A 14,148-nucleotide genomic window follows, 5' to 3' on the forward strand; every position below is an offset into this window, starting at 1 on the left:
CCTGTTGTCGTTTGTTATTCAGCAGCCTGTTGTGACGATCGGATGGCGGGCAGGTTCTTCACCAGTGTGGTCAGTTCCGCCATCTCCTGCTCGGTCAGGTCGGTCAGCGGCGGACGGACCGGGCCGGAATTGCGGCCGATCACCTTCATGCCGGCCTTGATGATCGAGACCGCATAGCCCTTTTTGCGGTTGCGGATCGCGATCAGCGGCAGGATGAAATCCTTGAGCCCGGCGTGGATGGTCGCATGATCGCGCTTGCGCACGGCGGCGTAGAAGTTGGTGGCGAACTCAGGCACGAAGTTGAACACGGCCGAGGAGTAGGTCGTCACGCCCATGTCGAGATAGGGCAGGGCGAACGTCTCCGCGGTCGGCAGGCCGCCGACATAGGTCAGGCGGTCGCCGAGCTTGGTATGGACGCGCGTCATCAGCTCGATGTCGCCGATGCCGTCCTTGTAGCCGACGAGGTTGGGGCAGCGCTCGGCGAGGCGGGCGAGCGTGTCGGGCTGGAGGATGGCGTTATCTCTGTTGTAGACGATGACGCCGATCTTCACGGAGGCGCAGACGGCCTCGACGTGGGCGGCAAGGCCGTCCTGTTCGGAATGGGTGAGGTAGGGCGGCAGCAGCAGCAGGCCGTCGGCGCCGGCCTTTTCCGCGCCCACAGCGATCTCGCGGGCGATCGCGGTGCCATAGCCGGTGCCGGCGAGCACGGGCACGCGGCCCTTGGTCTCCTCGACGGCGACCTTGACCACCTCGGGAACTTCGGTCGGGGTCAGCGAGAAGAACTCGCCGGTGCCGCCGGCGGCGAACAGGCCCGCGACGTCATAGCCGCACAGCCAATCCATGTTGGCACGATAGGTCGCTTCGTCGAAGGAGTAGTCCGCCTTGAATGGCGTGACGGGGAAGGACAGGAGGCCCGATCCGATCTTCTGGGCCATTTCCTGCGGGGTCATCTTGCTCACGGGCGCTGCTCCCTGCTCTCGTGTGTGTGTCGGGGACGCTCACTGAGGCACGCGTCCATGGCCGCTGTTTAGGAGACCGTTCGATGCGCGTCCAAGCCAAAGCCTATATCGACTGATGCGGATTGAGCATCAATCCTCCAGGATCTCCGCGGACGACAATTCGCTGGCGATTTTGACCAGCGCCGACAGCAACGGATTCTCGTCGTCGCGGCGCCAGACCATGAAGAGCTCGACCGGGACGCGGTTGCGTAGCTTCAGCGGCCGCAGCCGGACGTCGGAGATCTTCAGGCCGGCGGCCGCGGCGGGCACGATGGCGAGGCCAAGGCCGGCACGGACCATGGCGAGGATCGAGTGGATCTGACTCAAGTGCTGGACATAACGCGGCAGGATGTCGGCGCGGGTGAACAGCGCGACCAGCAGATCGTGAAAGTAGCGGCTCTCATAGGGCGAATACATCACGAAGGGCTGGTCGTCGAAGTCCTTGATGGTGATGTTCTCGGCATTGGCCAGCGGATGCTTCTTCGGGATCGCGGCGAGCAGGGGCTCGGCGACGACGCGGCGGCTGGCAAGCTCGGGCCGTGCGATCGGCGGCCGCAGCAGGCCGGCATCGATCTGGCCCGAGGTCAGGGCCTCGAACTGGTCGCCGGAGACCATCTCCTTCAGCGAGAAATCGACCTCCGGCAGCTTGGCACGGCAGGCCGCGACCAGCTCAGGCAGGAAGCCGTAGGCGGCGGCGGCGGTGAACCCGATCTTGACCGAGCCGGTCTTGCCGAGCGCGATGCGGCGCGCAACCTGCGAGGCGCTTTCCGCAAGCTTCAGGATGCGGCGTGCCTCGGGCAGGAAGCTGCGCCCGGCCGGCGTCAGGCGCACCGAGCGGCTGGTGCGTTCCAACAGCGGTGCGTCGATGATGTGCTCCAGCACCTGGATCTGCCGGGACAGCGGCGGCTGGGTCATGTTCAGCCGCGCGGCGGCGCGGCCGAAGTGCAATTCCTCCGCCACCGTGACGAAACAGCGGAGCTGGTTGAGGTCGAACATCGATACATGCCTTAGATGAATAAGGCGTTTCCCCGGCACTTCTAGCATCGATCACCTCCAAAACAAAGACGGCGGCCTTTGCAAGCCGCCGTTGAGTTGCCTGTCCCACTCCGATCACTCGGAGCGCTCAGGAGGAACGTTCGAGCACCACACGCTCGATCTTGCCGACCACCACGAGATAGGCGACCGCGGCCACCAGGGCGTTGATGCCGACGAACACCAGCGCGCCGTTGAAGGAGCCGGTCGCGGCCACGATGTAGCCGATCACGATCGGCGTGGTGATCGAGGAAAGGTTGCCGAAGGCGTTGAACAGGCCGCCGGAGACGCCGCCGGCTTGCTTGGGAGAGGTGTCGGAGACCACAGCCCAGCCGAGCGCGCCAATGCCCTTGCCGAAGAAGGCGAGCGCCATGAAGCCGACCACCAGCGCCTGGCCGTCGACATAGTTGCAGGCGATGATCGACATCGACAGCAGCATGCCGCCGACGATCGGGATCTTGCGCGCCATGGTCAGCGAGCCGGTCTTGCGCAGGATGACGTCGGAAATGATGCCGCCGAGCACACCGCCGACGAAGCCGCACAATGCGGGCAGCGTCGCGACGAAGCCTGCTTGCAGGATCGACAGGCCGCGCTCCTTGACGAGGTACACCGGAAACCAGGTCAGGAAGAAATAGGTCAGCGTGTTGATGCAGTATTGGCCGAGATAGACGCCGAGCATCATACGGTTGGAGAGCAACTGGCGGATATGGTCCCACTTCGGACCAGAGTCCGGCGCGCGCTCGTCTCTGGGCGCGTCGAGATCGACCAGCGCGCCGCCCTCCTTGATGTAGTCGAACTCGGCCTCGTTGATACCAGGATGCTCCTTCGGGCCGTAAACGGTCTTGATCCAGACGAGGCCCATGATGACACCGAGCCCGCCCATCACGAAGAACACGTAGCGCCAGCCGTAATCATGGGCGATCCAGCCCATCAGCGGCGCGAAGATCACGGTGGCGAAATACTGCCCCGAATTGAAGAAGGCCGACGCCGTGCCGCGCTCATTGCCCGGAAACCAGGCCGCGACGATTCGGGCGTTGGCGGGGAAAGAGGGCGCTTCCGCGACGCCGACCAGGAGGCGAAGCGCGAACAGCATGGCGACGGCCGCACCGGCGCTCAAGAAACCGACCCAGCCCTGCAGCATCGTGAACAGCGACCAGACGATGATGCTGAAGGCATAGACGAGGCGCGAGCCGTAGCGGTCGAGCAGCCAGCCGCCCGGCACCTGGGCAACGACATAGGACCAGCCGAAGGCCGAGAAGATCCAGCCCATGGCGACCGGATCGAGATGGAGCTCCTTGGAGAGGGCGGGGCCCGCGATCGAGAGCGTGGCGCGGTCGGCGTAATTGACCGTGGTGACCAGGAACAGCATGGTCACGACGAACAGTCTGACGCGAGACCTCCTCACGTCCGTTGCGGACACCACTGCGCTCATCAGGCGCCTCCTTAGAACTCGAATTGTTTCCTCGCTGCGACTCCTAGAGGCGCGCCTGGGAAAGTGTCCAAGTTCAAGGGGGTATCGATTGATGCCGATTTTGAATTGATGGAACGGCAGGAAGCAGGGACGCTGCGTTTTGAGTGGGAGGTCGTCGCCAAGCATGACGCCGTCATTCCCCGCGAAAGCGTGGAATCCAGTACGCCGCGGCATCTCGATTCAGTCACGGCTGCCGCGGAGTACTGGGTCGCCCGCCCCAGTGCGCAATTGCGCGCAAGGCGGGCGATGACAGGAGGGTTGTGATTGCGGCGAAGGATCAGTCCTTCAGCCGCACGCCGGGCAGCAGACGGGTATGGTCCTCGCCGCGCACCGCCTCGAGTTCGTCCGGATCCAGGCCGAGTGCCTTCAGGATGGTCGGCGCGACCTGCCGGTTCGCGACGCGCTCGTGAACCACCGCGGGAGCGAGCTTCGGATTGGAGACGACGAGCAGGACGTGGGTGTCGTCCTCGGCGAAACCGCCGTGTTCGGCGATCTTCTTCTTGCTGCCGCTGTAGATCGTGCCGGGGATCGGCTGGATGATGATATCGGGCGTTCGGCCGGCCGCCGGATCGCCGAACCGGTCGACCAGCTCATCGCCGGCATAGATCTTCTCGATGTGAGCCTTGTTGCTGCCCTTGCGGTCGGCCTCGAGGATCGCGACGGCCCTCGCCGCATCACCCTGGTTCTTGAGCCAGATCAGGGCAACGTCGTCGGCGGTTTCCTGAGCCAGCGCAACACCGCCATTCGTCAGCAGGTCAGCCGGATCGGTCACGTCGGCGCGTGCGCCGCCGCCCAGCTTCGGGTTGGTGCTGCCGACCAGCATGTGCAGCTTGTTGACGTCGATCGGCGACTGGCCGTGCTTGGCGCCGACGATGACCAGCGTGTCGCGGGCGATGTGCTGGTCCGCGAGCGCATCCAGCATTTGCCCGAGCGAGGCGTCGACGAAGTCGAGCGAGGCCTGGAGTTGCGGGCTCGGCGTTGCCGCGGCGTCCAGATATCCGTCGGCCGTCACTTTCTGGCCGACGCTGACGGCCTGGAAGTTCATGCCGAAGATCGCGGGTACGCCGACCCTGGTGTTGCCGGTGTGATCAAAGCCCTTGATCCAGTTCAGCACGGCGGTGACCTTGAACTGGTCATAGGTGCGCGTGAAGCTCGGATCCGTGGTCCAGTCCGCGCCCGGCTGTCCCGGCACGGAGGTCGAGTTGATCTCGGGCGCATAGAGCTCGTCGAGGCCCTTGCCGGACGGACCGCTGATGATCTCGTAGGCGGGGTGCTTGTCCGACCAGGCGGTGCGTTTGCCAGCCTCGTGGATCACTTCCATGATGGTATTGAGCCGCAGGAACTGATGAGGATAGACGAGCTCGCATTTGCCGTTCTTCAGGCGCATCGGCAAATTTGCGGGATTGATATGATTGGAGCCGGCAGGACCGCCGCCGTCCAGCTTGGTCAGGTCGTAGTCGAGGTTCTCGGCAAAGAGCGTCTCGGTTCCGGGGCTGCCCTGGCAGTTGCTGCCGGGCGCAAACAGCGTGCGGTCGTAGGAATCGTCATAGAACACGCCGTGCGTCTTGGGCGTCCCGCCGGTCATGAATGCGAGGAGGCCCGGGAAGGAGTCGGAGGGCCGCGACGTATGGGCATCAGCGAAGCGCACGCCATGGGCGAGGAGCCTCGCGAAGCTCGAAGACGGGTGGGAGTTCACATAGCGCTGCAGGTCGACCTCGTGCATGCCGTCGACGCTGATCAGCAGCACATGCTTGATGTCGTCCCTGTCCTTGTCTCTGTCGTCGGCGCGTGCGACCGATGGAGCCAGCGAGGAAAGAGCAAGAGTGCAGGCAAAAGCGATAGCGACGGCCGCAAACGGCCGCTGTTCGATCGTCATTGTTGAGCTCCCCAGTGATGTCTGATGTTGCTTGACGTGCAGGCGCGCGGCGCCGCGCAGCGGAGAGCCTGCGCTCCCGCCACGTGCGTCAACCGCTGCGTCAAGATGTAGCGCGGGGAAAACTAGGTAACGGCAATGACCGTTGGATGACGGCGCGACTATGCGATGCGCGAAAATTTTTCTGTGCGCGGCTTCGTCGTCTCAAACTAACGCCAGGTTCGTCGGGTGCACGCCCGTGAAGATGCGCTGGATGCTCTCGTTGCCGAGACCGAAGACGTGGCCGAGCAGATCGGCGAACAGCGCGCGATAATCGGTCAGCACGGGATAGTCGCGGTTCTGGAACAGGTGCGGCTGCTCGACCTTGACCTGCTCGCCGAGAACGCGGCCGCCATTGATGCCGCCACCTAGCACCCAATAGACGCTGCCGTGACCATGATCGGTGCCGCGGTCGCCATTCTCGCGGAAGGTGCGGCCGAATTCGGAGATGACGACCACCACCGTATCTCGCCAAGCGGCTGGCCCGATTTCCTCGGAGAAGCCGACGAGTGCGCGACCGAGCTCGCCGAGCCGGTCGGCGAGATAGCCGTTGGCGGCACCCTGGTTGACATGGGTGTCCCAGCCACCGACGTCGACGAAGCCGAGGTTGAACTGCTCGCGCATCAAGCGGCCGATACGCCGCGCCGACAATTCGAAACCGCGTGGCGAGACCGCGCCGCGGTTGGCGGCATTCATCTCCTCGGAGACCGACCGGTAGACGTCGTCGCGCACCCGAAAACCTTCCGACACCGAGGCCGCCAGGTTGGACTGGGCGTACATCTTCTTGATCAGATCGGCCTGACGGTCGTCGACGCCGGGCTTTCCGACGTTGTTGATGCCAATGTTCGGCACCTGTGTCTTGCCGCGGAAGATCAGCGGGAGCTGGTCGGTGAACGCGATCGGTTTGACCCGCGTCAGCTCGATGGCGAGCCTGCTCATGAAGCCCGAGCGATAGTCGCGGGAGCTGCCGGCGGATTGGCCGAGCTCGATCGTATCCTGGGTCTCGAAATGGCTTCTGGTCAGGTCGTCGCTGGTGCCGGCGAAGGGAATGAAGGCGATTTCGCGCTTGGCCCAGAGCGGATAGATGCTGTCGCGCAGAGCCGGATGCAGGCCCCAATCGGCATCGAGCGCGAGCGCGGCATTGGGGTTGCCAACATCGGGCTTGGCGATGGCGAGCGTCGGCCGTGAAGCACGATAAAAATCGCTCGACACCGGCACGACGACATTCGCCGCGTCATAGGCGCCGCGCAGGAACACGACCAGCATGCGGGCGTTGGTCGCCGGCGCGGCCCAGACGCGGCCTGCCACCGTGAGCGGAGCGAGTGCGGCAAAGGTCTTGATCAGCTCGCGACGGTTCATGGTGACCTCCGGTGCTCAGTGCATGAATTCCGGTGACGACAGGAACAACGTGTTCCAGTCTTGCGGAGAAATCGCCCTGTCGAGCGAGGCCAGCGTCGCCGGGCCGAGGGTCTTGCGAAGGCCGTTGAAGTACAGCGCGTTCTGGAGCAGCGGGAACGCGGGTTGCTCGACCGGGTTCGGTCCGTCGGATTTGAACAGGCCGGACGAGCCGGATCCGATCTGGCGTGCGATCTCGAAGCGAACCATCATCTGTCCGGGACCGTTCCATGACGCCGAGGTCAGCGCGTAGCCGTCCGGCGTCTCGTGGTTGAACAGGCCTTCGCCGAGGCGGTTGATCCAGCCCTGGATCGGTGCCGTGTTCAGGATCACCCGGTCGTCATAGGCGAGACGGACGGCCGACAGCACGTATTGCACGGGATCCTTGAAGCGCGTGCCCGGCTTCAGTGCGGCTTCGAATTCGCTCGAATGGACCATCGTGGCGAGCACGGCGGCGATGTCGCCGTCGGTGGTTTTGAAGGTCTGCGCCATCCGCTGCACCAGCGCATCGGGCGGATTATCCGAGACGAAGTAGGTCGCGATCTTGCGCGACACATGGGTTGCGGTCGCCGGATGGTGGACCAGGATGTCGATGGCCTCGTCGACTTCAGCAAGCCCGCGGCCCTTGATGATATGACCGAGGAAGGTCTTGTCGCTGTAATCGTGACGGGACGGGTTGAACTCGAAGGCGCCTTCGCGCACGAGTTGGGACTGTAGTTCCGGCTTGAGTTTCGGGTCTTCCGGCTTGGTGTCGATGCCGACCCCGGTCAGGATTTTCGCAAGCGCCTCGACGTCGGCCTGGGTGTAGCCGGAGCCGACACCCATGGTGTGCAGCTCCATGATTTCGCGGGCGTAGTTCTCATTCAGATGGCCCACCGCGTTGTCGGCATTGTCGAGATAGCGCAGCATCGCGGGATGACGAGCGGTTGCCGCGAGCAGGTCACGAAATTTGCCGAGTGCGTTGGGACGGATGGCGTGATCGATGTAGTCACCGACCAGCACACGCAGATTCGATTTGTACTGATGCACGTTGAAATGATTGAACCAGAACCAGACCATGCGTTCGCGCAACTGGTCCGGCGCGTACAGCGCGCGCAGGATGGTGCGCGCAGCGGCCTGCCTGGCGCGATCGTTCATCGCCTGCTGAAAGACCTGCTGCGCGGCCTTCCTCTGCTCGGGATCGGCAACCTGGTTGGCGCTCTTGGACTGTTGCTCGAAGGCGAGGGCAATGTCGAACGGGAAGCTGTGGAGGTCGGGCATCGCCTCGATTTGCGCCTTTGCAGCGTCGGGCAATGGCGGATTGGCGGCCGGGTGCAATTGCTCCTGGAGCCAGCGTTCGGCGCCGATGCCATGCATGTGTGTGGCGCTTGACGTGCTCGCGCCAAAAGTCAGCCGATCGAGCAAAGCGAGATCATGCGGATTGAGATCGTCGGCACGGCAAATGTTCGGCATCAAACCTGCAGCGACCGCCACGAGCGCCACGAGGCGCGACCTCGGCAGCCGACGAAATGTACCTCTGCTATTCACGATCGGTCCCGACGGGCTCGAACTGCACGAGACGCCCATAGCTCATGACGCGCGCACATCATGCGCCGGTCGGCTGAACCTGCCCTGAATGGAATGGACTCAATTGATGGCAGCGCCATCAATTTCCGGCGAGCTGCAACCGGTTCCCACCCCGCCGGCTATCACTGCGCGCCCGGCAGCAGCGGAGCCAGAAGCCCGGGGGTCACGCCCGGCGGCACGGCATCCAGCCCCAGCACCGCGCTTGCAGCGGGCAGGGTCGCATCCGCCATCGCGGCGTGGCCTTCGGCGCTCGGATGCACGGCACCGCCGTACACCGCCGAGAGCACGCCCCAGGTCGCGTCGTGGATGTCATTCGGCTGGCTCGCCGCCGGCAACCCCTGGGGATAGGTCATCGCTGCGAAATAGCTGTCATTGGCGTCGCGGATCCAGCGCGCGCGCGGCAGGTAAGCGCGATACTCCGAGGCGCCGCGGCCGCACAACATCGGCTGGCTCGCGCCCGACACGATGTCCGGATTGAAGCTCTGTCCGTTCTCGGCAAAGCAGGCGCGGTCGAATTCGGGATCGCTGCCGGCATGCGCGCAGAAGCCGTGATCGGCGAACGCGGCCTGGTGGGTATCGACAAAGGTCATGCGGTCAGCCTCGGGATCGCGGCACAGCGCACCGTTCGTGCAGGTGGCGAGCCCCTTCAACTGCGGCAGGAACTCGGTGTCGACGAAGGTCGAGACGCGGGCGAGGCGCTGCGAATCGGCCTTGAAGGCGGGATGGATGTCAAAGCCGGCGCGGCCGCCGCGACAGGGCACGCCGCCGTCTGCAAGCGCCGGATTGGCGTAGGAGACATAGACTACATGCGAGAGATCGCCGCCGACCAGCGGCTTCAGCGCCTCGCGCAGCTTGACGAAATTCTGCGGCAACTCGCGCCGGAGCGCGTCACGGGATTCGTCGACGCTCGCCATCACGCCGGAGCGGCGGAACAGCGCACGTTCGGTCGCCGTGTCGACGATGACGTCGGCGACCAGGCCGGAGAAATAGACGTCGTTGGCGCCGATCGAGAGCAGCACGAGATCGAGATTGCGATCCGGCTGACGCTTCTTGGCCGCGGCCAGCGCCTCACGCAGTTCGGCGACCTGCGCATTCACACTGGTGTTGCAGACGCCGGACTTGCCGGGCGGGCACTCGCGAGCGCGTTGGGAGCCGAGCAGCCCGTCGCTGATGCTGGCGCCGGTGCAGGCCAGCGGCAGATAGGTGACGGCGATATGGGTGTAGCGCACCGCGAGGGCGAGCGCGGTGCGCGCCTGATAACTGTAGAGCGAGCGGTGGCACGGCGAGTTGAACCAGAGCGCGCCATAGCGTTGCCAGTTGGCGAGCGTATCCGGCGCTTCGCAGGCGCGGCCGCCCTTGAAGCCGGCGCGGCTCGGCCGGTAATACTGTCCGCCGCCGGTGCCGAGATAGGAGCGGAAGCAGAAGCCTTCGTCCGACAGCGCCAGCGCCCGGTCCGGATTGCCCTCGCCGGAGGCGATGCTGTCGCCAAGGCCGGCGATGAAGATGTCGCGGACCTGGATCTCGGTCTGAAGGCGCTGGCTCGGATCGGAGCCGGAAGAGACGTCGACGGTTGCGACCGTCTGCTTGCCGTAACGGACCCGCAGATTGACCGGTTCGGCGCAGTCGAAGGTGGAGGATTGCGGCCCGTCACCGTCGTCGAACGACCAGGCGCAGGTGGCGCCGACCGGCACCGCGCCGGTCAGGCGCACCGTGATGGGGTGGTCGACCGGGGTGAGGTAGTTCTCTTTGACGTTGTCGCGGGTGCAGGGCTGGTTGACGCGGCCTTGCAGGTCGATGCAGAGGCGGTTGACCATGTTGCGGGCCCAGCCGCGGCCTTCGCTTTGCAGCTCCAGCGACTGCTCGGCGGCGAGGATGCTGCGGTTACGGGCATTCTCCACATGGAGCAGGAAGTCGCGCTCCTCGCGGAACAGGCGGAAGCGGTTGCGGACCTCCCAATTGATCTGCAGGGCGCCGGCATCCTGCGCGAGGACGCGCGGAAACGGCAGAACGGTGAGGAGCCCGTACAGCAGCAGGGCGCCTGCAAGGAAACGGCGAGGGGAAATCGACATCATGGCCCGCGTCTTCAACGGCAAAGTTGAGGCGGAAATAAGAGAGGATAGCTCTCGGGCCTGCAATCCTCCGACAACAGCTTTTGCGGGTTTCCGCGCGGCGGCTGGCCGCGTTACCGCTTGCTGGCCTGGCGCACCAACCGCTCGCGCTCCATCGGCGTCACCTCCGTGGGCAGGTTGGCCTGCGCGCAAGCTTCCGCCAGCCGGCGCCGTTCCTGCCAGGGCCGGACCACGTTCATCCAGAGCTCTCTCGTGCCCATGATGGAAATGGCGAGGCCGAACGGGATCACGAAATAGAGGATACGGAAGACCAGCAGGGTCGCGAGCAATTGCTCGCGGCCGAATTCGGGCAGCGCCACCAGCATGGCGGCGTCGAATACGCCGATCGAGCCGGGGGCGTGGCTGGCAAAGCCCAGCAGCGTCGCCAGAATGAACACCACCGCAAGCGACAGGAAGTCGATCGGCGGATCGGCCGGAATCAGCAGATACATCGCAAAGGCACAGAAGCCGAGATCGACGACGCCGATCAGGATCTGCACCAGCGTCAGAGGCGCCGACGGCAGCACGACCTTCCAGCCCTTCTGGCCGAGTTCGCGGCGCTTCTCGCCCATGCTGAGCCAGACCAGGTAGGCGGCGATCGAGGCAAGGCCGCCGAACGCGATCAGCCGGTTGATCGACGATGGCAGCTGATCCATGTACGAGGCCGCGCCCGGATGGATGGCCATGCCGATCGACAGCACGAAGATGTTACCGAGCCAGAAGGTCAGGCCGGAGAGGAAGCAGATCTTGGCGACGTCGATCGCGTTCAGCCCATAGTCCGAATAAATCCGGAAGCGGATCGCGCCGCCCGTGAACACCGTGGCGCCGATGTTGTGGCCGATCGAATAGGACGTGAAGCTCGAGAGTGCTGCGATGCGATAGGGCACGTGCTTCTTGCCGATCGTTCGCAATGCAAAAAAGTCGTAGAAGGTCAGCGTACAGAACGCGAAGAACACGCAGATCGCAGCAAGCCCGATATGGCCGCGGGGAATATCGGTCAATGCGGTCAGGATGACGCCGGTATCGATGCCCTTGAGGGTGCGCAGCAGCGTGGTAACCGCGAAGGCGATGATCATCACGCTCGCGGCAATCCCGAGCCGTCGCCAGCCGATCCATTTCTTGAAGCCGCGTTTCAGCGCGGGCAGCAGTCCGTGCATTCATCCTCCCGGCGGGGGGCAAGACCGACCGGGCCAGGTATTGGCCGGTCGATTTACGATCACTGCCCGAAATGGGCGTCGATCGCTAGGCATGATCTAGCTCATTTAAGGCAAAAACACCGACTTGTGCAGCCCTTGACAACGACAGCTTCCGCGCCGGACCGGCCGTTTTGTCATACGTGGTTCACATGGCCGGCGCGTTAAGCATATGAGTCGAGGACCACGCTTTGTCCGTCTTCCCAAATGGTCCCAAATCCCGCGCTCGCAAGCATTGTTCCGGCGCAAACGAAGCCAGACTTTTTTGGAACGACGGCCCTGCGCACCGGTTAGCGCTCCATCAGCAATCGAACATGACAAAACAGCGGCTTTTGTCCAAGCCGGTGCCGTCGTGTTCCCGAAACTTCTCGAGGATTGGAACGATGGGACTGTTCACCAAAGACATCAAGACCATGAACGACCTGTTCGTGCATCAGCTGCAGGACATCTATTACGCCGAGCAGCAACTCACCAAAGCTCTGCCGAAAATGGCAGATAAGGCCACCGATCCGCAGCTGAAGCAGGGCTTTTTGACGCATCTTGAAGAAACCAGGCAGCACGTCACGCGGCTCGAGGAAGTGTTCAAGATGCACGGCGTCGCGGTGAAGGCGGTCGATTGCCCGGCCATCGATGGGATCATCGAAGAGGCCGACGAAACCGCGGGCGAGGTCGCCGACAAGGCGGTGCTCGATGCGGCCCTGATCAATGCGGCGCAAGCCGCCGAACATTACGAGATCGTCCGCTATGGCAGCCTGATCGCCTGGGCCAAGCAGCTCGGCCGCAGTGACTGTGCCGCCGTGCTTGCCAAGACGCTCGAGGAAGAGAAGGCAACCGACAAGAAGCTGACGACGCTGGCCGAGAGCAAGGTGAACTTGCGGGCGGCGAGCTGAACGTAACGTCTGATCAGCGCCGCGCGGGTTCTCCTGCGCGGCGCTCGCATGCGCGCTTTCATAATTCGATTATCGTCGAAGCATGACAACGCGAAGGCGGCGTATATGTCGCATGGGGCTGCAATCGAGGTGGCAGCATGCGAGCCAACACCATCAAATACGAAACTTTCGAGGCGAGCGGTGCCCCACGCAACGCACCGCGCCTTGCAACGTCGCTCACGCTGGCCGCGATGAGTCTTGGCTATGGCGTCGTGCAGCTCGACGTCACCATCGTCAACACCGCGCTCGCCGCCATGGGCAAGACGCTCGGCGGGGGCGTCGCGGAGCTGCAATGGGTGGTCAGCGCCTACACCATTGCTTTTGCTGCCTTCATCCTGACATCAGGCGCACTTGGCGACCGCATCGGCGCCAAGCGCATCTTCATGGCGGGGTTCGCGATCTTCACGGCGGCCTCGCTGGCCTGTGCGCTGTCTCCCAACGCCATCGTGCTGATCGGCGCGCGCCTGGTGCAGGGACTGGCGGCGGCGATCCTGGTGCCGAATTCGCTGGCGCTGCTCAATCACGCCTATACGGACGATCGCGCGCGCGGCCGTGCCGTCGCGGTCTGGGCCGCAGGGGCGAGCCTGGCGCTGACGGCCGGTCCCTTCGTCGGCGGCGCATTGATCACGCTGGTCGGCTGGCGCGCGATCTTCCTCGTTAATCTGCCGATCGGCCTCACAGGGCTGTGGCTGAGCTGGCGCTATGCGACCGAGACCACGCGGGCGCGCTCACGCGAGATCGATCTGCCCGGTCAGTTCGCCGCGATCGGGGCGTTGGGCGCGCTGGCTGGTGCGATCATCGAAGCCGGTGCGCTTGGGTGGGATCATCCGGCGGTGATCGCGGCCTTCGTGACCTCCATCGTTCTCGCGGCGCTGTTCCTCCGGCGCGAGAGCCGCGCCGAGCAGCCGATGCTGCCGCTGTCGTTGTTCGCTCAAAGGCTGTTTACCCTGACCACGATCGTCGGCCTGCTGGTCAACATCGCGATCTATGGCCTGATCTTCGTGCTGAGCCTCTACTTCCAGCGGATCAACGGTCTGTCGGCGTGGTGGACCGGGCTCGCCTTCGTGCCGATGATGGGAGCGGTGCTGCCGGTCAATCTGCTGGCGCCGCGCCTGGCCGAGCGTATCGGCCCGTGCCCGACCATCGTGGCCGGCGCCTGCATCTCTGCGCTCGGCTGTCTCGGCCTGGTCTGGATCGAGGCCGGGACGAGCTACCTTGCGATCTTTGCGCAGATGATCGCGATCAGCGGCGGGCTTGGCCTCCTGGTACCGCCGCTGACCTCGACCTTGCTTGGCAGCGTCGAGAAGGCGCGCTCAGGTATCGCTGCGGGTGTCCTCAACGCGACACGGCAAACCGGCAGCGTCCTGGGTGTCGCGCTGTTCGGCTCGCTGGTGGCGTCCGATCGCGCGTTCATGATAGGCCTTCACCAATCGCTAATCATATCGGCGGCGGTGCTGCTACTGGCCGCCGGCGTGATCGGCCTTGGCGTCACCGCGCGGGCCCAAGAAATGTGAGCGGCCGCACACATTCTCTGTTCACCATTC

General features: G+C 64.4%; 11 protein-coding genes. 3 read left to right on the top strand and 8 right to left on the bottom strand.

The features are described from left to right. Positions 1-14 precede the first annotated feature (14 nt). From kdgD to XH91_RS12095, 3 genes are all read right to left on the bottom strand, one after another. Positions 15-959, bottom strand: coding sequence for a 5-dehydro-4-deoxyglucarate dehydratase (gene kdgD / locus XH91_RS12085; protein ID WP_128950808.1), 945 nt, complete (start codon positions 957-959; stop codon positions 15-17). A gap of 129 nt (positions 960-1,088) precedes the next feature. Next, positions 1,089-1,994, bottom strand: a complete 906-nt coding sequence (locus XH91_RS12090) for a LysR family transcriptional regulator (RefSeq protein ID WP_128950809.1) — start codon at positions 1,992-1,994, stop codon at positions 1,089-1,091. Positions 1,995-2,121: 127 nt separating this feature from the next. After that, positions 2,122-3,462 carry an MFS transporter gene (locus XH91_RS12095; protein ID WP_164938273.1) on the bottom strand — a complete coding sequence of 447 codons (1,341 nt, stop codon included), beginning with the start codon at positions 3,460-3,462 and terminating at the stop codon, positions 2,122-2,124. 63 nt (positions 3,463-3,525) lie between these two features. Between XH91_RS12095 and XH91_RS38790 the strand changes: the two genes are divergently transcribed. Continuing rightward, positions 3,526-3,765: a hypothetical protein gene (locus tag XH91_RS38790; protein ID WP_164938274.1), complete on the top strand. Its 240-nt coding sequence runs from the start codon at positions 3,526-3,528 to the stop codon at positions 3,763-3,765. A gap of 13 nt (positions 3,766-3,778) precedes the next feature. Here the strand turns inward: XH91_RS38790 and XH91_RS12100 are convergent, their stop codons facing one another. From XH91_RS12100 to XH91_RS12120, 5 genes are all read right to left on the bottom strand, one after another. After that, on the bottom strand, positions 3,779-5,377 hold the full coding sequence (locus tag XH91_RS12100; RefSeq protein ID WP_128950810.1) for an alkaline phosphatase family protein: 1,599 nt from the start codon (positions 5,375-5,377) through the stop codon (positions 3,779-3,781). 201 nt (positions 5,378-5,578) lie between these two features. Then, a complete protein-coding gene (locus tag XH91_RS12105; protein WP_128950811.1) occupies positions 5,579-6,772 on the bottom strand; it encodes a DUF1501 domain-containing protein in 1,194 nt (397 codons plus the stop codon). Positions 6,773-6,787: 15 nt separating this feature from the next. Further along, on the bottom strand, positions 6,788-8,260 hold the full coding sequence (locus XH91_RS12110) for a DUF1800 domain-containing protein (RefSeq protein WP_206736861.1): 1,473 nt from the start codon (positions 8,258-8,260) through the stop codon (positions 6,788-6,790). A 236-nt stretch (positions 8,261-8,496) separates the two neighbouring features. Then, positions 8,497-10,446, bottom strand: coding sequence for an SGNH/GDSL hydrolase family protein (locus tag XH91_RS12115; protein ID WP_128950813.1), 1,950 nt, complete (start codon positions 10,444-10,446; stop codon positions 8,497-8,499). 110 nt (positions 10,447-10,556) lie between these two features. Beyond that, complete coding sequence (locus tag XH91_RS12120) at positions 10,557-11,639, bottom strand: lysylphosphatidylglycerol synthase transmembrane domain-containing protein (protein WP_128950814.1); 1,083 nt, start codon at positions 11,637-11,639, stop codon at positions 10,557-10,559. 419 nt (positions 11,640-12,058) lie between these two features. Between XH91_RS12120 and XH91_RS12125 the strand changes: the two genes are divergently transcribed. Beyond that, positions 12,059-12,565: a YciE/YciF ferroxidase family protein gene (locus tag XH91_RS12125; RefSeq protein WP_128950815.1), complete on the top strand. Its 507-nt coding sequence runs from the start codon at positions 12,059-12,061 to the stop codon at positions 12,563-12,565. A 137-nt stretch (positions 12,566-12,702) separates the two neighbouring features. Further along, positions 12,703-14,118: an MFS transporter gene (locus tag XH91_RS12130; protein WP_128950816.1), complete on the top strand. Its 1,416-nt coding sequence runs from the start codon at positions 12,703-12,705 to the stop codon at positions 14,116-14,118. Positions 14,119-14,148 lie beyond the last annotated feature (30 nt).

The sequence above is a fragment of the Bradyrhizobium guangzhouense genome, from assembly GCF_004114955.1.
Lineage (GTDB): Bacteria > Pseudomonadota > Alphaproteobacteria > Rhizobiales > Xanthobacteraceae > Bradyrhizobium > Bradyrhizobium guangzhouense.